The organism is Stackebrandtia nassauensis DSM 44728, from assembly GCF_000024545.1.
Classification (GTDB): domain Bacteria; phylum Actinomycetota; class Actinomycetes; order Mycobacteriales; family Micromonosporaceae; genus Stackebrandtia; species Stackebrandtia nassauensis.
In genome coordinates this window covers 235,759-257,030 of the sequence record NC_013947.1, presented here as the reverse complement: position 1 = coordinate 257,030, position 21,272 = coordinate 235,759, and the positions used below count along the sequence as shown (strand labels likewise).

The 21,272-nt window shown below is 69.7% G+C and carries 18 protein-coding genes; 9 read left to right on the top strand and 9 right to left on the bottom strand.

The window, feature by feature from the left end:
- Positions 1-41 precede the first annotated feature (41 nt).
- On the bottom strand, positions 42-2,036 hold the full coding sequence (locus tag SNAS_RS01200) for an ATP-dependent DNA helicase (RefSeq protein WP_013015529.1): 1,995 nt from the start codon (positions 2,034-2,036) through the stop codon (positions 42-44).
- Positions 2,033-3,298 carry an AI-2E family transporter gene (locus SNAS_RS01195; protein WP_013015528.1) on the bottom strand — a complete coding sequence of 422 codons (1,266 nt, stop codon included), beginning with the start codon at positions 3,296-3,298 and terminating at the stop codon, positions 2,033-2,035. Before SNAS_RS01195 ends, SNAS_RS01200 begins: the two co-directional genes overlap by 4 nt.
- Before the next feature lie 116 nt (positions 3,299-3,414).
- Between SNAS_RS01195 and SNAS_RS01190 the strand changes: the two genes are divergently transcribed.
- From SNAS_RS01190 to SNAS_RS01180, 3 genes are all read left to right on the top strand, one after another.
- Positions 3,415-3,756: a GroES family chaperonin gene (locus SNAS_RS01190; RefSeq protein ID WP_013015527.1), complete on the top strand. Its 342-nt coding sequence runs from the start codon at positions 3,415-3,417 to the stop codon at positions 3,754-3,756.
- A 96-nt stretch (positions 3,757-3,852) separates the two neighbouring features.
- The gene (locus tag SNAS_RS01185; RefSeq protein ID WP_341871783.1) at positions 3,853-4,896 is read left to right on the top strand and encodes a prephenate dehydrogenase; all 1,044 of its coding nucleotides are present in this window, start codon (positions 3,853-3,855) and stop codon (positions 4,894-4,896) included.
- A gap of 9 nt (positions 4,897-4,905) precedes the next feature.
- Positions 4,906-6,588: a DUF885 domain-containing protein gene (locus SNAS_RS01180; protein WP_013015525.1), complete on the top strand. Its 1,683-nt coding sequence runs from the start codon at positions 4,906-4,908 to the stop codon at positions 6,586-6,588.
- A 58-nt stretch (positions 6,589-6,646) separates the two neighbouring features.
- Here the strand turns inward: SNAS_RS01180 and SNAS_RS01175 are convergent, their stop codons facing one another.
- Both SNAS_RS01175 and SNAS_RS01170 read right to left on the bottom strand, forming a co-directional pair.
- Entirely contained in the window at positions 6,647-7,660 is a 1,014-nt protein-coding gene (locus SNAS_RS01175; RefSeq protein WP_013015524.1) for a hypothetical protein, read from the bottom strand.
- Between the two features lie 117 nt (positions 7,661-7,777).
- Positions 7,778-9,241 carry a hypothetical protein gene (locus SNAS_RS01170; RefSeq protein ID WP_013015523.1) on the bottom strand — a complete coding sequence of 488 codons (1,464 nt, stop codon included), beginning with the start codon at positions 9,239-9,241 and terminating at the stop codon, positions 7,778-7,780.
- Between the two features lie 139 nt (positions 9,242-9,380).
- Between SNAS_RS01170 and SNAS_RS01165 the strand changes: the two genes are divergently transcribed.
- Entirely contained in the window at positions 9,381-9,821 is a 441-nt protein-coding gene (locus tag SNAS_RS01165; RefSeq protein WP_144300360.1) for a hypothetical protein, read from the top strand.
- A 13-nt stretch (positions 9,822-9,834) separates the two neighbouring features.
- Positions 9,835-11,085, top strand: a complete 1,251-nt coding sequence (locus SNAS_RS01160; RefSeq protein ID WP_041625382.1) for a serine hydroxymethyltransferase — start codon at positions 9,835-9,837, stop codon at positions 11,083-11,085.
- Between the two features lie 99 nt (positions 11,086-11,184).
- Here SNAS_RS01160 and SNAS_RS01155 read toward each other — a convergent pair whose 3' ends face one another.
- Positions 11,185-11,739, bottom strand: coding sequence for a dihydrofolate reductase family protein (locus SNAS_RS01155; RefSeq protein WP_013015520.1), 555 nt, complete (start codon positions 11,737-11,739; stop codon positions 11,185-11,187).
- 143 nt (positions 11,740-11,882) lie between these two features.
- Here SNAS_RS01155 and SNAS_RS01150 point away from each other — a divergent pair, with 143 nt between their 5' ends.
- A complete protein-coding gene (locus SNAS_RS01150) occupies positions 11,883-12,290 on the top strand; it encodes a VOC family protein (RefSeq protein ID WP_013015519.1) in 408 nt (135 codons plus the stop codon).
- A gap of 53 nt (positions 12,291-12,343) precedes the next feature.
- On the opposite strand, the gene SNAS_RS01145 is transcribed toward SNAS_RS01150, so the two are convergent.
- On the bottom strand, positions 12,344-13,111 hold the full coding sequence (locus tag SNAS_RS01145; protein WP_013015518.1) for an SDR family oxidoreductase: 768 nt from the start codon (positions 13,109-13,111) through the stop codon (positions 12,344-12,346).
- A 113-nt stretch (positions 13,112-13,224) separates the two neighbouring features.
- On the opposite strand from SNAS_RS01145, the gene SNAS_RS01140 reads away from it, so the two are divergent.
- Both SNAS_RS01140 and SNAS_RS01135 read left to right on the top strand, forming a co-directional pair.
- Positions 13,225-14,136 (top strand): sigma-70 family RNA polymerase sigma factor, encoded by a 912-nt coding sequence (locus SNAS_RS01140; protein ID WP_013015517.1) that lies wholly within the window; start codon positions 13,225-13,227, stop codon positions 14,134-14,136.
- 66 nt (positions 14,137-14,202) lie between these two features.
- Positions 14,203-15,087: an SMP-30/gluconolactonase/LRE family protein gene (locus SNAS_RS01135; RefSeq protein ID WP_013015516.1), complete on the top strand. Its 885-nt coding sequence runs from the start codon at positions 14,203-14,205 to the stop codon at positions 15,085-15,087.
- A gap of 52 nt (positions 15,088-15,139) precedes the next feature.
- Here the strand turns inward: SNAS_RS01135 and SNAS_RS01130 are convergent, their stop codons facing one another.
- From SNAS_RS01130 to SNAS_RS01120, 3 genes are all read right to left on the bottom strand, one after another.
- On the bottom strand, positions 15,140-15,322 hold the full coding sequence (locus tag SNAS_RS01130; RefSeq protein WP_013015515.1) for a hypothetical protein: 183 nt from the start codon (positions 15,320-15,322) through the stop codon (positions 15,140-15,142).
- 9 nt (positions 15,323-15,331) lie between these two features.
- Positions 15,332-16,372: a glycerophosphodiester phosphodiesterase family protein gene (locus SNAS_RS01125; protein WP_169313836.1), complete on the bottom strand. Its 1,041-nt coding sequence runs from the start codon at positions 16,370-16,372 to the stop codon at positions 15,332-15,334.
- A 98-nt stretch (positions 16,373-16,470) separates the two neighbouring features.
- Complete coding sequence (locus tag SNAS_RS01120; protein WP_013015513.1) at positions 16,471-18,261, bottom strand: S8 family serine peptidase; 1,791 nt, start codon at positions 18,259-18,261, stop codon at positions 16,471-16,473.
- Between the two features lie 241 nt (positions 18,262-18,502).
- On the opposite strand from SNAS_RS01120, the gene SNAS_RS01115 reads away from it, so the two are divergent.
- Positions 18,503-21,259 carry a helix-turn-helix transcriptional regulator gene (locus SNAS_RS01115; protein ID WP_013015512.1) on the top strand — a complete coding sequence of 919 codons (2,757 nt, stop codon included), beginning with the start codon at positions 18,503-18,505 and terminating at the stop codon, positions 21,257-21,259.
- Positions 21,260-21,272: the final 13 nt, after the last annotated feature.

The following is a 21,272-nucleotide window of genomic DNA, read 5'->3' as shown; positions in this document are numbered from 1 at the left end:
CGGAGACAACGGGGTTCACCATACCGTCATCTTCACAGCCACTATCGGAGGTCCGCCGGGGTAGCGGCCAGTCGTCGCAGTGCGCCTTGCACCTTGTCACTGTCAGTGGTGTACCACAGCGGCGGCAACGACTTTCGCAAGTACGGACCGTAGGAACGGGCGGTGTGAAGTCGGGGATCGAGGACGGCGGCGACGCCCCGGTCACCGCCCGTGCGGATCAGCCGTCCGACGCCCTGCGCCAGCCGGATCGCCGCGTGCGGAACGCTGACCGACGCGAACCCGGAACCGCCCGCCTCGTCGGCGGCGGCCGAACGCGCGGCCGACAGCGGTTCGTCGGGTCGCGGGAACGGCAACCGGTCGACGATGACCAGCTGGCAGGCGTCACCAGGCACGTCCACACCCTGCCACAGCGACATGACGCCCAGGAGACACGCTCGTGCATCGGCCTTGAACTTCTTGACCAGCAACGGAAGCGTCTCGTCGCCCTGCAACAGGATCGGCAGGTCGGTCTTCTCGCGCAGCACCTCGGCGGCGGTGGTGGCGGCGCGTTTGGAGGAGAACAGGCCCAGGGCCCGGCCGTCCAGGGCGGTGACCAGCCGGATGAGTTCGTCGGCCGCCGCGTCCGACAGCCCGGACGCCGTGGGGCGGGGCAGGTGCGCGGCGACGTAGAGGATGCCCTGTTTCCGGTACTCGAAGGGGGAACCGACGTCCATGGACCGCCACATCGGCCCGGTGTTGGTGCCCGAGGGTTTGTCGGCCTCGGTCACCTCGTTCTCCTTCTTCAGACCCAGCGAGGTGGCGGCGGTGTCGAAGCTGCCGCCCAGCGTCAGGGTCGCCGAGGTGGCGATGACGGTGCGCTCGGCGAACAGTTCCTCGCCGAGCAGGCCCGCCACCGACAGCGGCGCGACGATGAGGCTGCGGCCGCGGCCGTCGCCCTCGCACCAGCGGACGTCCTGGCGGCCACCGGCCAGGCAGCGCTGCGCGGTCTCGCGGGCCTCGGTGAGCCAGCTCTTCAGCTGGGTGCGGGACATGTACTCGGGCGAGTCGGGTTTGACGTTGCCGATCTCGCCGATCGCGGTGCCGCAGGCACCGTCCAGAAGGGTCAGCACCTCGGTCAGGGCGGTGGGCAGTTCCTCCAGCCGGGTGTTGGGGCATTCGGTGATGACGACGCCGAGTTGGTCGGCGATCTCGGTGAGCTGCGCGGCGATCTCCTTGCCGCACACGCCCGATGCCCTGCGGCCCAGCCGGTCGACGCTGTTGGCCGACAGTTCGGCGCGGGCCGCCGAGGTGGTGCGGTCGGCCAGTTCGTGCGCCTCGTCCACGATGAGCAGATCGTGTTCGGGCAGCACGGTGCGGTTGTGCATGATGTCGATGGACAGCAGCGCGTGGTTGGTGATGATGATGTCGGCCTCGCGGGCCCGGTTGCGGGCCGCCTCAGCGAAGCACTCGCCGCCCCAGCGGCAGTTGGCGGCGCCGACGCAGTCGCGGGCCGAGGTGGACATCTGCCGCCACGCGGCGTCGGAGACGCCGGGGTCGAGGTCGTCGCGGTCGCCGGTGTCGGTGTCGTTGGCCCAGTCGGTGAGTCGTCCGATGTCCTTGCCGAGCCGGGAGCGCTGGCCGACCCAGCCGGACTCCTCGGTGTCGGAGAACAGGGTGTCCTCCTCGTCGGTGGCGTCGGCACCGATCTTCGCGGCGCACAGGTAGTGGTGCCGTCCCTTGAAGACCGCGTACCTGGGTTTGCGGCCCAGGACCGGTTCCACGGCCTCGGACAGCCGGGGCAGGTCGGTGGCGATCAGCTGTGACTGCAGCGCCAGCGTCGCGGTGGAGATGACGACCGGACGCGGCGACAGCAGCGCCGGGGCCAGGTAGGCCAGCGACTTGCCGGTGCCGGTTCCGGCCTGGACCATCAGGTGGGTGCCCGATTCCATCGACTCGGCGATGGCGGTGGCCATGGCCTGCTGACCGGGGCGGATCTCCCCACCGGGAACGGCCGCGACGGCGGCGTCAAGCAACTGCGCGACGGTGGGTTTACTCACGCCGCGACGTTACCCGGTGTCTCATCCGGTGGATGTGCGTGGGCGCGCAGCGCCTTGATGCCGTTGTTGAGGACGGCGACGATGGGCACCGCGATGAGCGCGCCGATCGGTCCGGCCAGCACGACTCCGGCGGCCACGGCGAGCACGATCGCCAGCGGGTGGACGCTGACGGCGCGGCCCATCAGCAGCGGTTGCAGCAGATGGCCTTCGACCTGTTGCACGACGATGACCCCGGCCAGCACCAGCAGCGCCGTCACCCAGTCGTCGCCGACCAGGGCGACCAGCACGGCGACGATCCCCGACACGGTGGCACCGATGATGGGGATGAAGGCGCCCAGGAACACCAGGGCCGCCAGCGGGATGGCCAGTTCGATGTCCAGGAACATCAGCCAGGCGCCGATACCGACGGCGTCGATGAACGCGACCAGGATCGTGGCGCGCACGAACGACACCAGGGTCCGCCAGGACGCGAAACCCGCGTGCAGCAACGGTTCGTGGGCGCGTTCGGGCAGCATCCGCACCAGGAAGGTCCAGATGCGGCGGCCGTCGCGCATGAAGAAGAAGGTGGTGAACAGCACCAGGAACGCGCCGGTCAGGATGTTGAAGACGATGCCGAGACTCTCGACGGCGGTACCGGCCAGAATGGACTGGTTGTCGGACAGCCAGTCGGTGATGACGGTCTGGAACTCGCTGAAGAAGTTGTTGATCTGCTTCTGTTCCAGGTGCAGCGGTCCGTATTTGGCCCAGTCCTGGAGATTGAGCAGACCCTTTTGGACGCTGTCGACGAGGGTGTCGATGTTGGCGACGAACTGGTTGATGACCAGGGTCAGCACGCCCGCCACGGCGGCGATACCGGCGATGAGGACGATCGCGGCGGCGATGGAGCGGGGTACGTGCGCCTTGACCAGCAGCGCGACCAGGGGTTGCAGCATCGCGGCCAGCAGCAGCGACACCAGGATCGGGATCACGACGAAGGACAGGATGCTGGCCAGGTACAGCACGCCGACCACGGCGGCGGCGATGACCAGTGCCCGCCAGGACCAGCCCGCGGCGACCTTCACGCCGTGCGGCACGCCCTCGGGGTCGGGCGGTTCGACCTCGTCGGCGTCGGCGAACTCCTCCTCCACCTCGTCGGGGACGTCGTCGAGCTCGGGATCCTCGTTGCGGCGCCGGACCTGCTCGTAACGCTCCACATAGGGGTTCGTACGCAGACGTGCCCAGGTTTGGCTGGCGCGCATCCGGAATCGCGCGAATCGGGACATGTCCGCTCCTTCTTGCTGGCGTGCGTACGCAGACCACCGTACCGACAACCACACACGTTTCGGATAAACGTGTGCTTTCGCCGCATTCGGCGGCGCCGGGCGGGCGGGTAACCTCAATGCTCGTGACCGCATTCGACACCGAGACCGGCCTGCCCATCAGGCTGCTTCACGATCGGGTTCTGGTTCGGGTCGACACCGGCGACGGTGAACGGAGGTCGGCGGCCGGGATCGTGATCCCGGCGACGGCCTCGGTGGGGCACCGGCTGGCCTGGGCGACGGCGGTGGCCGTCGGGCCACTGGTCCGGATGGTGCAGACCGACGACCGGGTGCTGTTCGACCCCGACGACCGGTCCGAAGTAGAACTCCACGGCCGCGAGTACGTGCTGCTGCGCGAACGCGACATCCACGCCGTCGCGGCGCAGCGCGTCGACGACAACGCGACGGGGCTCTACCTTTAGAGTTTCTGGCTTTGTCCTCTTCCGTCGCGAGCGGCCTCCAGGTGGCTGTGCTCATGGCAAAGACGGCAAGCCGTCTTTGGCAATGGCAAGGCGGAGGTGCTCCGGCATCCCGGTGTTGGATGCCGGAGTGCCGACAACGCCGCCAGGCGCCGCCTGGTGGGCGCGCAGCAGGAAACGGGAAAAGTTAGGAGCTCTGAGTCCATGGACATCGGGGTGGTGGGGCTCGGCCTGATCGGCGGCTCGCTGTTGCGGCGCGCGCACGCGGCGGGTTTCCGGGTGAGTGGCTTCGACGCGGATGCCGCGACCCGGGAGGCGGCGCGACAGGCGGGGTACGAGGTCGCCGACGCACTCGCGGGACTCGCTGACGCGCGACTGTTGGTGCTGGCCGTGCCGTTGCCCGCTTTGGCGACGGTGCTGCCCGAGCTTTCGGGTTACGGCGGGCTGCTCACCGATGTCACCTCGGTCAAGGAACCGGTGACGCGGCTGGTGGCCCGGCACTGTCCGAGTGTGCGGTTCGTCGCCGGGCATCCGATGGCGGGCAAGGAGACCAGCGGGTTCGCGGCCGCAGACGCCGACCTGTTCGAGGGCCGGGTGTGGGTGGCCTGCCTGGATGAGGACACCGACCTGGACGACTGGCTGCGGCTGGCCGAGACCGCCTGCGCGCTGGGGGCTCGGGTGGTTCCGGCGACCGTCGCCGAGCACGACACCGCCGCGGCCCGGATCAGTCACGTCCCGCATGTGCTGGCGGCCGCGTTGTCGCTGCTGGCCGCCGATCCGCTGTCGCGGGCGCTGGGGGCGGGTTCCTTCGCCGACGGGACCCGGGTGGCGCAGTCGAGTCCGGAACTGGCCGCCGCGATGTGCGCCGGGAACGCCGGTCCGGTGGCCGCCGAACTGCGGCGGCTCGTCGAGGAACTGGCCGAGGCCGGTAACCGGCTGGGCGATCATGACGCGTTTCGCGACTGGTACGCGGGCGCGCGGGAGCTTCGGGTCGACTGGCCGCCGGAGCCGGGAGACGTCCGGCGGTTGCCGGTCACGACGGAGGATCTCCTGTCGCTGGGCCGCGCGGGCGGATGGGTTACCGAGGTGGATCGCGGCACTCGATCCGTAATGGTGAGGCAGCCGCAGGTCTCGGTGGCGTAGGGTCCGCTCATGCGCCAAATTGACGAAATCGCCGAGACCTACGTGGCCGAGGCGCTTGAACTCTCCCCGATGACGGCCACCTACATGGGCGTCGAGGGACACGATCACGAATTCGACGACCTGTCACCGGAGGGTCTGGCGCGCCAGGCCGCGCTGGTGCGCGACACGCTGTCCAAGCTGTCGGCCACCGAACCGGTGGACGAGCGGGAGCGGGTCGCCAAGGAGGGCATGGAGGAGCGGCTCGGTCTGGAGCTGGAGCGGCACGAGGCCGGGGACGAGTACCTGAGCCTCAACGTCATCTCCAGCGGCGTTCACAACGTCCGCCAGGTCTTCGACATGATGAACACCGACGGCCAGGACAACGCCGCCAACATCGCCGCCCGGCTCAACGCGGTGCCGCAGGCGCTGCGCCAGTACACCCAGACGCTGCGCGAAGAGGCCGCGGCGGGACGGGTGGCGGCGCTGCGTCAGGTCAGCGAGGTCGCCGGACACTGCGACAACTGGAACGGCGCCAAGGGCGACGACTTCTGGAACGGCCTGATCGGCAAGGTCACCGTGGACGGCAAACCGGCCGAGGGCGCGCTGGCCGAGGCACTGGGTTCCGGTGCCGCCGCGGCCCGCGCCGCCACCGCCGAGTTCGCGAGCTTCCTGCGCGAGGAGCTGGCGCCCAAGGCCCCGTCGAAGGACGCCGTCGGCCGGGACGCCTACTCGCGCGGTTCCCGCTACTTCCTCGGCGCGGCGGTCGACCTGGAGGAGACCTACGCGTGGGGTTGGCAGGAGCTGCACCGCATCGAGACCGAGATGGCCGCGGTCGCCAACCAGATCAAACCGGGCGCGACCGTCGACGAGGCGGTGGCGATCCTGGACGCCGACCCGGCCCGCAGCATCAGCGACAAGCACGAGTTCCGTGACTGGATGCAGCAGCTGGCCGACGCCACCGTCGCCGACATGGCCGACAAGCACTTCGACATCCCGGAACCGGTGCGCGCCATCGAGTGCATGATCGCGCCCACCGCCGACGGGGCGATCTACTACACGCCGCCCAGCGAGGACTTCTCGCGTCCGGGCCGGATGTGGTGGTCGGTGCCCGACGGCCAGGACCACTTCGCCAAGTGGCGCGAGGTCACCACGGTCTACCACGAGGGCGTCCCCGGACACCACCTCCAGATCGGACAGACGGCCTACCGTTCCGAACTGCTCAACCGCTACCAACGCCAGATGCTGTGGTGCTCGGGCCACGGCGAGGGCTGGGCGCTGTACTCCGAGCGGCTCATGGACGACCTCGGTTACCTGGCCGACCCCGGCGACAAGCTGGGCATGCTGGACGGCCAGGCTTTCCGGGCCACCCGCGTCATCGTCGACATCGGCGTCCACCTGGAGCTGGAGATCCCGGCCGACAACCCGTTCGGGTTCCGTCCGGGTCAGCGCTGGAACGCCGAGCTGGCCTGGGAGTTCCTGCGGGCTCACTGCCGCATCGAGGAGGAGATGCTGAAGTTCGAGCTGAACCGCTACCTGGGTTGGCCCGGTCAGGCACCGTCCTATAAGGTCGGTGAGCGGATCTGGCTCGCGGCCCGCGAGGACTACAAGCGCCGCAAGGGTGCCGAGTTCAATCTCAAGCAGTTCCACACCGACGCGCTGAACCTCGGCGCGTTGGGGCTGGAGCCCTTCCAGGCCGCTTTGGCTAGGCTGTAAGCTTTCTTTCCTGCCATAGAGTCCAGGTGCTTCCCAACCGGGAAGCACCTGGACTTTCCTATTGGCCGACACGCTGTGGGCGAAGCGCGGTGTTCGACACCCGGCGCGTGGCCAGGAGCAGCAGGACGACGGCGCCGAGGGCGAAGCCGAGGTTGCCCGCCAGGTCGAGGGCCGGATCGACGGGCGTGGACGGGGTTTCGATGAACGCGTTGGCGGCGTAGGTGAGCAGTGCGCCTCCGGCGAGTGCGAGCCGGTGGGCGTCGCCCCAGTCGGGGCTGACGGACCAGTGCCGCACGATGGTGACCATCAGCGCGACCAGGACCAGGTAGCCGAGGACCAGTGGCCAGCCGAGTTGGTCGGCCCCTCCCGAGGAGACCAGGAACGCGGATCCGGCGAACGCCGCACCGGCCAGCAGCGACAGCGCCGTGACCAACCACACGGGTGGTGCGGCGCGCTCGGCGAGGGTTTGGGCGTCCAGCTTTCCGCCGAGTGTCAGGGCCAGGGTCGCTAGTAGGACTACCGCGACGGCGGCGCCGATGAACTGTCCGGGTGTGGCGCGGAAGTCGTCCCCGGCCATGGTGAAGGACGCGATCACGGCGACGCCGAGCGCGAAGACCAGCGCGGTGACGGTGAGCCCGATCCGGCCGAGCCACGGTTGCCTTGGGCGCGAAGCGGTGAACGCCTCCACGATGGCGATGGGAAGGGCGATGCTCCACACCGCGTGCAGCGCGACGACGAACACCGTCCACCAGGCGCCCATGCCGAGGCCGGGCAGGTGCGCCGGTTGCAGCAGTTCCAGATCGGCGTAGTGCGGGTTGAACAGCGACTGGGTGCCGAATCCCTCCTCGACGACGCCGTAGGCGAGGCCGAGGATCAGGATCGTCCACCAGCCGCGTCCCGCGCGCCGGGTGAGCTCGCGGATCAGCAGTGCGCCGCCGCCGTACATCGGGGCGAGCACGAGGGCGGTGACGAGGCTGTCGAGCGACAGGTAGCCGGGCAGGAATTCCGCGATGACGGGGGTGAGGAAGAAGAGGCTTATCGCCGGGGGCAACGATCCATTATTGCGTCTCATGGAAACAGTATCCACTAGACGCAGTTTGTTGGCAAACGCGTTGGGCGTTGGCGCGCAAAAAATCGCGGCTCGCCCCGGCCTGGTGACCGGGACGAGCCGCTGAGCTGTCGAAGTGGCTCAGTCTTCCTTCTTCTTGCGGCCCCAACGGCGTTTCTTCTGCGGGGCGGCCTCGGGTTCGGGAGCCGAGTCGGGGGTTTCGTTGTGGTCGTTGATGAAGGCGTTCTCGTCGCGCAGCTCCGAGTACCAGTTCTCGTCGGGGTCGGTCTCGTCGGGTTTGGCGGCGGGCATCGCCTTGGTCTTGCCCGGGTCGGACTCCGGTTCCGGGGGTGGGAACAGGGCCTGCTCGGCCTCGGGCTCGGGGGCCGGTTCGGGTTTGGGCTTGGGTTTCGCGGTCTTGCGGGCCTTCTTGGCGGTCTTCTTCGCCGGTTCGGGTTGGGGTTCGGGTTCCGGGGCGGGCGGCGGTGGCGGCGGCTCGGGTTCGTCGAACTCGGTGCCGCGCACCTCGGCCTGGTGCCCCGCGGCGGCGGTGGCGTCGACGTACTGGGTGAGCTGGGCCTCGTCGTACTCGGCGCTCACGTAGGGGTCGAGGTTCTCGGCGGGCGGGGGCGGGAACGGCGGCGGGGCGGCGGGGACCTCGTAGGTCTGGTCGGCGCGCGGCATCGCGGGGACGGTCTGGGTGCGGTCGTCCTCGGACGGGTCGCCGAGGCTGCCGGGTTCGACGCTGGCGGTGGCGGTCGCGGTGGGGGTCAACGCCGTGTCGACGGCCGGGGCGGGCGAGGGGGCGCGGCGCAGTGCCGTCACCAGCAGGCCACCCAGCAGACCGGCCACGACGGCGCCGGTGCCGACGCCCATGCCGTGCCACTGTGGATCGACGCGGACGTCGTCCTGTCCGGCGGCCGCGTAGGCGGCGACCAGCAGCAGCGGTCCGACGGCGCCGGAGATGGCGGTGATGCGGTGGTCGCCGACGGCGTCGGGAGAGGTCATGACCCAGGCGGTGATCATGCCGATCAGCAGCGTGCCCACCAGCAGTGCCGGGACGATGGGCGCCGAGGCCGACAGGCCCTTCCACTCGCCCCACACCGCCACCTTGACGATGCGGGAGGCGTCGTCGACCGGCACGAAGGCGGCCAGGATCGCCAGGACCCAGGTCAGCGCGATGGTGGCCAGCACCGAGATCTTGATCGCGCGCCAGGCCAGTGCCAGTCCGGACAGGAGCAGCCCGGCCAGGACGCCGATGCCGACGGCCGCGAACGGCGCGGTGGCGATCGGGGCGTCCTCGAATCGCATGGCGGGCACCGCGATCAGCGGCGCCAGGGTGAACGCGCCGATGCCCGACGCCAGCACCGCGGTGATGCGCGGCCCGGTGTCGGTGATGAGGCGTCCGGCGACCAGGCCACCGGCGATGGTGGCCACTGCGGCCAGGAACGCTCCCCAGGAAAGCTGGGCCGCCCATTCCGCGGCCGAGCCGGAGCGCCAGATGAGGATGGCCAGACCCGTGGCGAGGCCCAGTTGGGCGAGGGCGGCCAGGACCGCGACAGCGAAGGCCGTGCCTATCGCGTTCACGGGTGTTGATTTAGACATGGATGAGAGCCTATGGGTTTGCGAGTCGAGTGGCAAAGATCTCAACTGGCAGTGATGGGTTCGCCCGCGCGGGTGAGGAAAACGCGCGGCGTGTACCGAATACCCCGCGCCGGGCGCCGGTATGCGGCACCCTGTCGGGGTGAATCAACCCGATGACAACGGTCAGCCGCAACCGCCCGACGGCTTCGACCCCCGCCAGAACCCCCGGGGCCTCATGACCGACGGCCGCCGAGTCGCCGATCCCGCCGATTTCGGCCGGGGCCCGCGGGGCGGCGACTTCCCGCAGACCGTGTTCCGCAACGAACGTCCGCCGGTGCAACGCCACCACCGCGAGCAGACCACCGACGAGTACGAGGAAACCGCCCGCTCGATGGCCTCGCACCCACTATTTCGCGGATTGCTGCAGGAGCTGCCGCCACGCACCGCGCCGCCGTCCCAGGAATGGCTGGACAGGTGGAGTTCGACTGCCCGTTCGATCCTTGAGCTGCTGTACAGCCGGGATCCGCTGGCCTTAGACCGACGGCTAGCCTCAGCGTTGAATGGTGTTCTGACGCGAGAGGGCGGACGTACTGATGAGTGACAGCAAGAACCTGATGCGGCGACTGGTGGAGGCCGACAGTGAGGTGGCCCAGCTGATCGACGCGGAGGGGCGTCGGCAGCACGACAAGATCCGGTTGATCGCCAGCGAGAACTACGTGTCGCAGGCCGTCATGGAGGCCACCGGGACGCTTCTGACCAACAAGTACTCCGAGGGCTACGCGGGGAAGCGCTACTACGAGGGCCAGCAGCTCATCGACGAGGTCGAGGAGCTGGCGATCTCGCGCGCCAAGTCGCTGTTCGGGGTCGACCACGCCAACGTGCAGCCGTACTCGGGTTCGCCCGCCAACCTCGCCGTCTACCTGGCGTTCGCGCAGCCGGGCGACACGGTCATGGGCATGTCGCTGCCGATGGGCGGGCACCTGACCCACGGCTGGAGCGTCTCGGCGACCGGCAAGTGGTTCAACGCCGTCCACTATGGCGTCCGCAAGGACACCGGCCGGGTCGACTTCGACGAGGTCGCTGAACTGGCCCGCCAGCACCGCCCCAAGCTGATCTTCTGCGGCGGCACCGCGATCCCGCGCACCGTCGACTTCGCCGCCTTCGCCAAGATCGCCCAGGAGGTGGACGCGATCCTGGTGGCCGACATCGCGCACATCGCGGGTCTGGTCGCCGGTGGCGCGCACCCCTCGCCGGTGGGGCACGCCGAGGTCGTCACGACCACCACCCACAAGACGCTGCGGGGCCCGCGCGGCGCCATGCTCATGTCGACCGAGGAACGCGCCAAGGCGCTGGACAAGGCGGTCTTCCCCGGCCTCCAGGGCGGACCCCACAACCACACCACCGCCGCGATCGCGGTGGCGCTGCGGGAAGCGGCCACCCCGGACTTCGCCGACTACGCGACCCGGATCGTCGCCAACGCCAAGGCGCTGGCGGCGGCCCTGACCGAGCGCGGTTTCGACCTGGTCTCGGGCGGCACCGACAACCACCTGATCCTGGCCGACCTGACCAGCAAGGACATCGGCGGCAAACCGGCCGCCAAGGCCCTGGACCGGGCCGGGGTCGAACTGAACTTCAACACCGTCCCGTTCGACCCGCGTAAGCCCTTCGACCCCTCGGGTCTGCGCATCGGCACCGCCGCCGTCACCACCCGCGGCATGACCGAGGCCGACATGCCCAAGATCGCGGCCTGGATGGACGACGCGATCTCGGCGGCCCACGACGGCCAGGAGGACAAACTGGACGACATCGCGGGCCAGATCCGCGACTTCTGCGCCGCCTACCCGATCCCGGGCTGGACCGAGTAAGTCCTCAGTAGATTTTCCACAGGACGGGGGTTATCCACAACTGTTGTGGATAACCCCCGTCCGTTCGTCTCCGGGACCCGTCGGTGGCGGCGGACTCGCTCAGCCCACCTTGTAGCGCAACAGCACGAAACCGTTCGCGAAGCGTCGTTCCTCCAGCAGTTCCAGGTTCAGGAACAGGCCCTCCGGCAGGCCCAGGTGGCCGCCGCCGACGATCACCGGGACGACGTACAGCTCGCACACGTCGACCAGTCCGGCCGCGAAGGCATGGGCGGCAAGTACCGGGCCGCCGATGAGGAGGTCGGCTTCGGCGGTGTCCTTCAGGCCCTGGACCACCACCGGGTCGAACTCGCGCTCGATGCGGGTCTTCGCGGTGACGGGCTTGTCGAGGGTGGTGGAGTAGACGATCTTGTCCGCGGCCTGCCACTGCTCGGCGAAGTCACGGCCCAGCGGTTGTTCGGCCAGGGACGGGTCGGTCTCCCAGCCGGTCATCGTCTCGTAGAGCACCCGGCCGTACAGGTGGGTGCCGATGGAACGCATGCGGTCGTTGATGAAGCCGTGAACCTCGTCGGAGGGCATCGCCCAGCCGAATTCCCCGTTCTCGTCGGCTATGTAGCCGTCCAGTGACATGATCGCGGAATAGACCAATCTGGCCATGTCAAGCCCTTTCATCGTTGTAGAGCCGAGTGTAGGTTTCACCGGAAAAGAATTTCGAATTCCTCGGTCCGGCAGCGATGAGTTCACCGCGGTCGTGTCGTCTATACCGACAACGACAAACTGAGACCTGAAAGGCCACACCAATGAGCATCATGATCTTCCCGAACCTGCCGGTCAAGGACCTGGAAGCCGCGAAGAAGTTCTACACCGCGCTGGGATTCGAACTGAACAAGGACTTCAGCGACGACAACGCCGCCAGCATTGTGATCGCGGAGAACATCGTCGTCATGCTGCTGCGCGAGGAGTTCTTCTCCACCTTCGACAGCCGCACGATCGCCGACACCGCCACCACCGTGGAATCGGTCCACGCGCTGGGTGTCGAGAGCCGCGGCAAGGTTGACGAGCTTGTCGACGCCGCGATCGCCGCCGGTGGCAAGGAAGCCGGTGAGGCCAAGGACGAGGGCTTCATGTACGGGCGGGCCTTCTTCGACCTGGACGGCCACCACTGGGAGGTCATGTTCATGGACCTCTCCGCGATGCCGCAGGAGTAGCCGAGACGCGCGACGGCCCCCGGATTGTTGGCCGGGGGCCGTTGGCGTGTTCGTCAGGCGGGGACGCGGTCGGCGAGGAAGTCCTCCCAGGTGTGCTCGCCGGTGACGGCGGTGTCCAGGTTGAGGTTGTGGCCCGCCCGGTAGGCGCGGCCCGCTTTGCCGGGGATCCGGATGGGCAGGAACAGCCGTCGCCTGCCGTTGGCGGACAGGTAGCCGCGCACCAGTTCGTCGAGTGTGTAGACGGTCGGTCCGGCGAGGTCGGGCACGAGTCCGGCGGGGTCGCCGAGGGTGAGTTCGGCCAGCCGGGACGCGACGTCGGCGGTGGCGACCGGTTGGAAGCGCAGGCCGCCGGGGGCGGGGATCAGTGGCAGTTTGGACATACCGCGCACCATGGTGAGCACCAGGTCGTGGAACTGGGCCGCCCGCAGCATCGTCCACGGCAGTCCGGATTCGGTGACGGCCTGTTCGGCGCCGCGCTGGTTGGCGAACCAGGCCAGCGGCATCCGGTCGGCGCCGATGACGGAGATATGCACCAGGTGGCGGACCGTTCCGGCCCGGTGGGCGGCCCTCACCAGGTTGGCGGTGGCCTCGGCGTCGCCCTTGGCCCCGCCCGCCAGGTGCAGGATCGTGTCGACCCCGGCGACGGCGGCGGTCAGACCCTCGTTCTTGAGCAGGTCGCCGGTGACGTGTTCGACGCCCGGCTCGGTCGCGCGGCTGCCACGGCTGAGCACCCGCAGCCTCGCCCCGGTGTCGCGCAGCAGCGGGGTGACCAGGCGGCCCAGGGTGCCGGTTCCGCCGGTGACCAGAATCGATGCGCTCATGTCGGCTTTCCTCCGTTCGGCAACCGGCCGGGGGTTCCGGTCGGTTAGGTTTCGGTCTTGCCGGTGTGAAACCCGGCGGCCCTCGGTTGTGACGGCGCGAAGAGGAATGTGACGTGGTTGACGAACTCGGCGAGGCCGCTCGGCGGTTCGAGGAGAACCGGGCCCGGCTGCGGGCGGTCGCCTACCGGATGCTCGGTTCGCTGGCCGAGGCCGAGGACGCCGTCCAGGAGACCTGGCTGCGCTACAGCCGCGCCGACACCGCCGAGGTGGCGAACCTGCCCGGCTGGCTGACCACGGTCACGGGACGGGTGTGCCTCAACATGTTGCGGGCCAGGCGGACCCGGCGTGAGGTGTCCATCGACGCCGTGACCGACGACGGGCGGCGCGGCGCGGACACCGAGCTGGAGCGGCACCCGGCCACCGACGCCGATCCGGAGCGGGAGGCGGTGATGGCCGACTCGGTCGGGCTGGCGCTGCTGGTGCTGCTGGACACGCTCAGTCCCGGCGAACGGCTGGCGTTCGTGCTGCACGACATGTTCACGGTGCCGTTCGAGGAGATCGCGCCGCTGGTGGACCGGTCGGCGGCCGCGACCCGGCAGCTGGCCAGCCGGGCCCGGCGCCGGGTCAAGGGCGGTGCCGCGGTGTCGCGCGCCGAACTGGACCGGCAGCGGCCGGTCGTCGACGCGTTCCTCACCGCGGTGCGCGGCGCCGACCTGGAGGCCCTGGTGGCACTGCTGGACCCGAGCGTGACGCTGCGCGCCGACCGTCACGTGGTTCCCAGCGCGCGGCCCATCACGATCAGCGGCGCCACCACGGTCGCCGAGACGGCGATGGCGGCCACCGGCCGGGCCCGGTTCACGGGGCTGGTGCTCATCGACGGCGCGGTCGGCCTGCTCATGGCGCCTGGCGGACGGCTGCGGCTGGTGCTGCGGTTCGGTTTCGACGGCGAGCGCATCACCGGCATCGACGTCGTCGCCGACCCGGCGCGGTTGGCGGAACTGGAGCTGGCCGTCGTCGGGGACTGAGGTTTTCGGCGGACTGTCGATATCCGGGCGCGCCGTTCGTATAAAGGGTGAGCAGAGGAGGAAGACATGGACGAACCGAAAGTGGTGCTGTCGGATCTGGTCGTCGGGGAGTCGCCCCGCTGGCACGAGGGCCGGTTGTGGTTCTGCAACTGGGGTGCCCACGAGATCATCGCCGTCGATCCCGACGGGAACGCCGAAGTGGTGCTGCGCGACGCCGAGGTGGATCCGCATTCGATCGACTGGCTGCCGGACGGCCGGATGCTGATCGTCCCGAAGAACACCGAGCGCGGCAGGCTGTTGCGCCGGGAACCCAACGGCGACATCGTCTCGCACGCCGACCTGTCGGGGCTTCCCAGTGGTTTCAACGAGATCGTCGTGGACGGACGCGGCAACGTCTACGTCAACGGCGCCGACTTCGACTTCCTGTCGTTCATATCCACACTAGACCACACTGATCAGCGGCCGCTGCACCTGCGGCCGGGCTTCGTGCCCGGTTTCATCGCACTGATCACACCGGACGGTCGTTCCCGGATCGTCGCCGAGGACATCGCCTTCCCCAACGGCATGCTGGTCACGCCGGACAACGCGACGCTGATCATCTCGGAGTCGTTCGCGGGCAGGCTTTCCGCCTTCGACGTGGCCGCCGACGGCGGACTGTCCGGGCGGCGGGTGTGGGCCGAAGGCCTTGGGCCCGACGGCATCTGCCGCGACGCGGACGGCGCGGTGTGGACCTCCAGCGGCGAGACCGACTGCGTGCGGGTGGCCGAGGGCGGCGAGATCCTGGACCGGGTCGACTTCGACAGGTCCCCGTTCGCGTGCATGCTGGGCGGTCCCGAACGGCGCACGCTGTACGTCGTCGCGGCCACCTGGAATCCGGAGAACCCGTTCGGTGGCCGCACCGGTCAGCTGCTGGCGGTCCCGGCCCCGGCGGCGGGCGTCGGTTGGCCGTAGATCGACAATCCGGACGGCCGCCGGTTGCGGCCGGCCGGATTGCCCTCGACTGTCAGCGGGCTTTACCGGGCCGGTCGCGCAGCCACTTCATGAACATGCCGACCCCGGCGGTGACCGCGGTCGTGATCAGGGTCCACACGGGTTTCGGGATCCGGCCGATCATGGTGCCCCCGTTCGCGGGCGCGTCCTTGGCCCGCTTCGACACGGCCTTGGATTTCCTGCTGGCTGCGAACATGGGGTGTTACTACCCGGGCGCCCCGGACTCGAAACAGGGATCGATGCCGGGGCGGCCGGGGCGGACGATGCCGCGTTCGTCGAGGATCTCCTCCAGCAGCGACGGTCGCGCGGGCATGAGCGCGTCGGCGCAGGCGTCGATGAGTTCGTTGTAGGTGGCCTCGGTTTCGGGCGCGGAGCCGGAGAACCAGATGTGGACGGCGTAACCGTCGCGGTGGGCGCGTTCGATGAAGGCCGGGGTGGCCACCCGGATGCCGTTGAACGTCACCGGGATCTGCAGCGCGACCGTGCCGGGCTGGGGTTTGACGCCCGCGAAGAAGTAGGCCGCGATGCCCGCCATCCCCGGTGCCAGCGGCACTTCGGGGGCTCGATGGTGGAACGTGGCCAGGGCGGCGTCGTTGAAGGAGGTCACGATGACGTCGGTGCGCCCGGAGTCCTCGAGGAACGCGGCGAGCAGTTTCGCGTTGTGGCGGAACGACAGCAGGTCGGTGTCGGCTCGGCCCTTGATCTCGATGTTGATGGGAACTTCGGGGAAGGTCGCGAAGACCTCGGCGAGGGTGGGGATCGCGAAGTCGTCGGCGGTGTAGCCGTCGGGCGGTGGGATCTGGCCGGTGCGCACGCCCCGCAGCGGGTAGTCCTCCTCGGGTCGTCCCGGTGCGGTTCCGGTGCCGGGGACGAAGTTGTGGGCGGCGTCCAGGGCGCGCATCTCGTCGGTGCTCAGGTCCGCGACCTCGCCGGAGCCATTGGTGGTGTCGTCGACGGTCGCGTTGTGCAGCACGACGAGTTCGTCGTCCGCTGTGGACTGTACGTCCAACTCGATCATGTCGGCGCCGAGCCCGACCGCGCGTTTGAAGGCGTACATGGTGTTGGTGGGTGCTTCGATCTCGCCGCCGGAGTGGGCCATGTCCATGACCCGCTGCTCCAGCCACGGGTTGTCCTCGAAGTCGGCGCCCCACGCGACGCCGGGCGAAGCCAGCGCGGTGACGACGAGCGGGACCAGGCAGCCGCGGGTCACGGCCCGGCCGGTGACGTGACGTACGGATCGAATCACACGGCAGACATTAGCGCATTTCGATGCGATGCTCAGCCGACATGGCCTCCGGACAACACATGACGGTTGTCCGGAGGCCATGGTGTGGGCCGGTGAGATCAGACTGTGACGGTCTTGGTGACCGATCCGGTCGCTCCCTTGTTGTCGGTGACCGTGAGGGTCACCTTGTAGGTTCCGGGTGAGTAGCGGTGGAAGGGTGCGGCTCCGGTGCCGGTGGTGCCGTCACCGAAGTTCCACTTGTAGCTGGCGACGGAGCCGTCCGGGTCGGAGGAGCCGTTGCCGTCGAAGAAGCAGTAGCCGATACCGGCGAAGCAGTTCGAGGTGAAGTCGGCGATCGGTTGTTTGTTGCCGCCGTCGGCTCCTACCTGGAGCGTGAAGCTCGCGGTGCGGGTGGCTTCGGTGCCTTCGGCGGTGATGGTCACCGGGTACGAGCCCTTGGGGGTGCCGGACGAGGTCGCGATCGACAGTTGTGAGCTCTCGCCGGAGGCGATGGCGGCCGGGTCGAAGCTGGCCTGGGCGCCGGACGGCAGTCCGGTGGCGGAGAGTTTCAGCTGCTGGGCCTGTCCCTTGGTGACCTTCGTGGACACCGTGGTCTTGGCCGACTGTCCGGGTTCGACGGTCGCCGAGCCGGGGTCGGCGGCGATGCTGAAGTCGTGCTCGGCGGGTGGTTCGTTGATGAAACCGCTGTACAGCAGGACATTCGGCGAACCCGAGCCCGGGTTGGTGACCTTTCCGGCGGTGCCGTTGGTGACGATGGCGTCGCGAACCTGTTGCGGGGTCGCGTTCGGGTTCTGTCCCAGGTAGAGCGCGATCGCCCCGGCCACGTGTGGCGCGGCCATCGAGGTGCCGCTCATGGTGGCCTGGCCGGAGTCGCCGGAGTTGGCCGAGGACACGATGTTCGAGCCGGGCGCGAACAGGTCGAGGCAGCGGCCGTAGTTGCTGAACGAGCTGCGGCCGTCGGATTCAGCGGTTGATCCGACGGTCACGGCCGCGGGCAGCCGCGCCGGGGAGAAACTGCAGGCGTCGCCGCTGTTGTTCCCGGCCGCCAGCGAGTACTGGATCCCGGCGTCGATGGAACGCTGCACGGCGTCCTCCATGACCGGGCTGGGCTGGGTGTCACCGAGGCTCATGTTGGCGACCGCCGGTTTGACGGCGTGCTCGGTGACCCAGTCGATGCCGTCGGCGATGAGGGCGTTGTCGCCGAAGCCCTGGCAGTCGAGGACCCGTACCGACACGACGTCGGCCTTCTTGGCGAGACCATACTGGCTTCCGGCGGTCGTTCCGGCGACGTGGGTGCCGTGTCCGTGGCAGTCGGAGGCGTTGGCGTCGTTGTCGATGAAGTCGTAGCCCGACTTCGCGCGGCCGCCGAAAGTCTGGTGGCTCAGTCGAACCCCGGTGTCGAGGACGTAGACCGTGACGCCGTCTCCGGCCTGGGTCGGGTAGCTGAACTTCTTGTCCAGCGGCAGGTTGTTCTGGTCGACGCGGTCCAGACCCCAGCTGGGCGGGTTGGTCTGGTCCTCGGCCAGTTTGACCTCGCGGACGGTCTCGACGTAGTCGACGACCGGGTCGGCCGCCAGCCGCTTCGCGTCGGATTCGTCCATGGTGGTGGCGAAACCGCGGATGGTGGCGTGGTAGGTGCGGTCGATCTCACCGTGGTACTTGTCGGCGAGCGTTTCGGCCTTGGCGTCGACCGACTTCTGGGTGGCTTTGACCGCGCTGTCGCGCAGGACCGCGATGTAGCGGTCCTCGATGACGCCGGATGCGTCGCTGTTGACGATCTCGGCTTCGGCCGCGTGCGCGGCCGGGGCGCCGGCGAGCACGGTGGTGGCCGTGATGGCCGTGACCGTGCCGACGGCCACCAGGAGGCGCCGGGCGGGTGGGAGCTTCATGGGGCATTCCTTTCAACGCGCCGTGGGCGGGCGACGCTCGTGAAACCGAACCAGGATTCGATATCCATCGATGGTTCGATGCAAAAGGTAGGGGTCCGGACCCGGCCGTCGCTACGAGGGAAATTCCTTGCCGCGCCCCGCCGGGCCGAGGGTAGGGGGCCTCGCGGTACAGGGTCGGCCCTCGGTTTCCCCACCGGAGGGCTTCGGCCGCATAGCATCGACTCGGACAAGGAGACCGCCCATGGCCACCCCAGCACCGGCTTCGGCGCCGCCGCGCGCCGACGTCCTGGCCGAACTCCGCTCCACCCTGGAGCGGCACCATCGGGTGGTCGTGCGCGGCCCGGCGGGGGTCGGCAAGTCGGTGCTGCTCGACCGACTTAAGTCCGAATGGGACGGTGACGTGGTGCTGGCGGCGTACCCGGGTCGCACCGGTGTGCCGTTCGCGACGCTGGCGGAGCTGTTCGCCGACGTCGAAGCCGGTTGGCTCGACGCACTGACGCCGCCGCGACGGGCCGCCGTCGAGACGCTGCTGCGGTTGCGGGAGGCGCCCGAGAGCGGACTGGACCTGATCGGACTGCGGCTGGCGCTGCGGGAACTGCTGCGGCGCGTCACCGCCGCGAACCGGGTGTGGTTCGTCGTCGACGCCGCCGAGCGTTGCGACGAGCAGAGCCTGGACCTGCTCATCGGCCTGTGGCGCCATCTTCCCGCGCACCGTGTGCGGGTGCTGCTGTCCACACGCGACGCCGAACTGTCGGGGCGGCTGGCCGGAACCGGCGCGCGCGAGATCGCCGTCCCACTGTGGAGCAGCACCGAGATCCGGGAGCTGCTCGCTCCGCTGGCGTTGCCGCACCGGCAGGTCTCGCAGGTGTGCCGGGCCAGCGGCGGACTGCCGGGGCTGGCGAGCCGGATCGGCGAGGCCCTGGCCGCCGCGCCGGGCGACGCGGCCGACCACCGCACGGCGATCCTGCCGCTGGCCGAGGCCGTCACCGGCGAACTGCTCACCGAGCTGTCACCGCGCGCCCGCAACACGACCCTGGTCGCGGCGCTGGCCACCCACGCCACCGAGCGGCAGTTGCGGCAGGCCGGTTGCGGGTCGGCGCATCGCGACCTCGCCGAGGCGGTCCGGCTCGGCCTGGTCGAGCTCACCGAAACCGGCGAGGTCGCCTTCCACGCCGAGGCGATTCGGGACGCGTTGGTGGCCAAGGCATCCGAGCGCACCATCCGGCGCGTCCACCGGACACTGGCGCAGGTGGTGACCGACCCGGTGGCCTCGGTGCGGCACCGCGCGCTGGCGGCGGACCGTCGGCAACCGGAGCTGGCGTCCGAACTGGACAAGACCGTGCCGGTCGCGCAGCGCACCGGCGAGGTGGCGCTGGCTGCGGAGCTGGCGCTGATGGCCGCCGAGCTGACGCCGTCCGACGACACCGCCGCCCTGATCCGGCGCTGGCTGAGCGCCTGCCAGCACGCGGGTTCGGCCGGTCGGGTCGACTGGGTGGAACGCGCCGCCAAGGCCGTGTGCGACCTGTCGGAGGACCCCAACGACCGGCTCCGGGCCCGGATGGCGGTCATCGACGCGGTCGGGCAGGACTTCGGGAAGGTGCGCCAGACCTTCGCCGCCGCCGAGTCCGAGGCGCGCGGCGACAACCGCACCGATCCCGGCCTGCACGCGGAACTGCTGACCTGGATGGCTTGGCGCACCTACGTCTGCGACACCAATCCGTCCGAAGTGCTGTCGCTGTCGCGCCGGGCGGCGGTACTGGCCGAACGGGGCGGGAACTCGCTGGTCCACATGCAGGCGTTGACGATGGTGGCCCGGATGCAGCGGTTCCTGGGGCTGCCCGGGGACGAGACCACGCTGCGCCGGGCCGTCGCCGTGGCCCCGCTGCCGGTCCGCGACGTCGCCGGTTCGGCGAACTTCCTGCGGGCCCGGCACGCGCTGTTCGACGACCGGCTCGACACCGCCCGGGAACAGTTCACCGAACTGCTGTCGCTGGCGGAACGGTTGGGGGAACTCAAGAGCCTCACCGAGGTGCTGCGCAGCCTGGCCGAGGTCGAGCTACGGGGCGGCGACTGCCAGGCCGCCCGCGCGCACATCGCCCGCGCCATGGACCTGCTGGCCGGAAGCGATCTGTCGCCCAGCCCGGTCTGGTACGTGGCCGCGCTGGTGGAGACCCACGCCGGGGACCGGGACCGGGCGATGATCCTGGCCCGGCAGGGCCTCGCCTCGGCCCGCGAGGACAACGACGTCGTGTTCACCGCCCGCAACGAGTACGTGCTCGGGCTGCTGCGGCTGTACCGGGGGCACGCCGAGGCGGCGGTGCGCAGCCTGCGGGAGACCGCCGCGCTCGACGACCGGTGCGGGGTCACCGATCCGTCGCCGCTGCCGTTCCACGGCGACCTCGCCGAAGCGCTCGTCCACACCGGACAGAACGAGGCGGCGCTCGCGGTGCTGAACCGGGCCCGCGACACCGCCACCCGACTGGGCAGGCACAGCGTGCTGCCGCGGCTGGACCTGGCGGAATCGGCGCACCGCATCGCCGTGGGCGATCACCAGGCGGCCGCGGTGCTGTTGAAGCGGGCGCTCACGGAGTTCACCCACTATGGACTCCAACTGGAGCGGGGCCGGACACTGCTGGCCACCGCGTCGCTGGAACGCCGCCGCCGCAAACGCGCCCGCGCCCGGGAGCTGCTGACCGAGGCCGCGACCCTGTTCGCCGAATGCCAGGCCACCCCGTGGCGACGGCAGGCCGAGACGGCTCGCGCGCAGCTGGAGCACCAGCGGCATGGGGCGCCGGACGAGATCGCGGCGCTGACGGCGGGTGAGAGCCGGGTGGTGCGGCTGGTGGCCGAGGGGGCGACCAACCGGCAGGTGGCCTCGACGCTGGACGTCAGCGTCAAGACCGTCGAGGCGAGCCTGACGCGGATCTACCGCAAGCTGGGCATCCAGACCCGCACCCAACTGGCCGGGTACCGACGGCCCGACGAGCCCGGGGCGTGACGACCAGACGGGT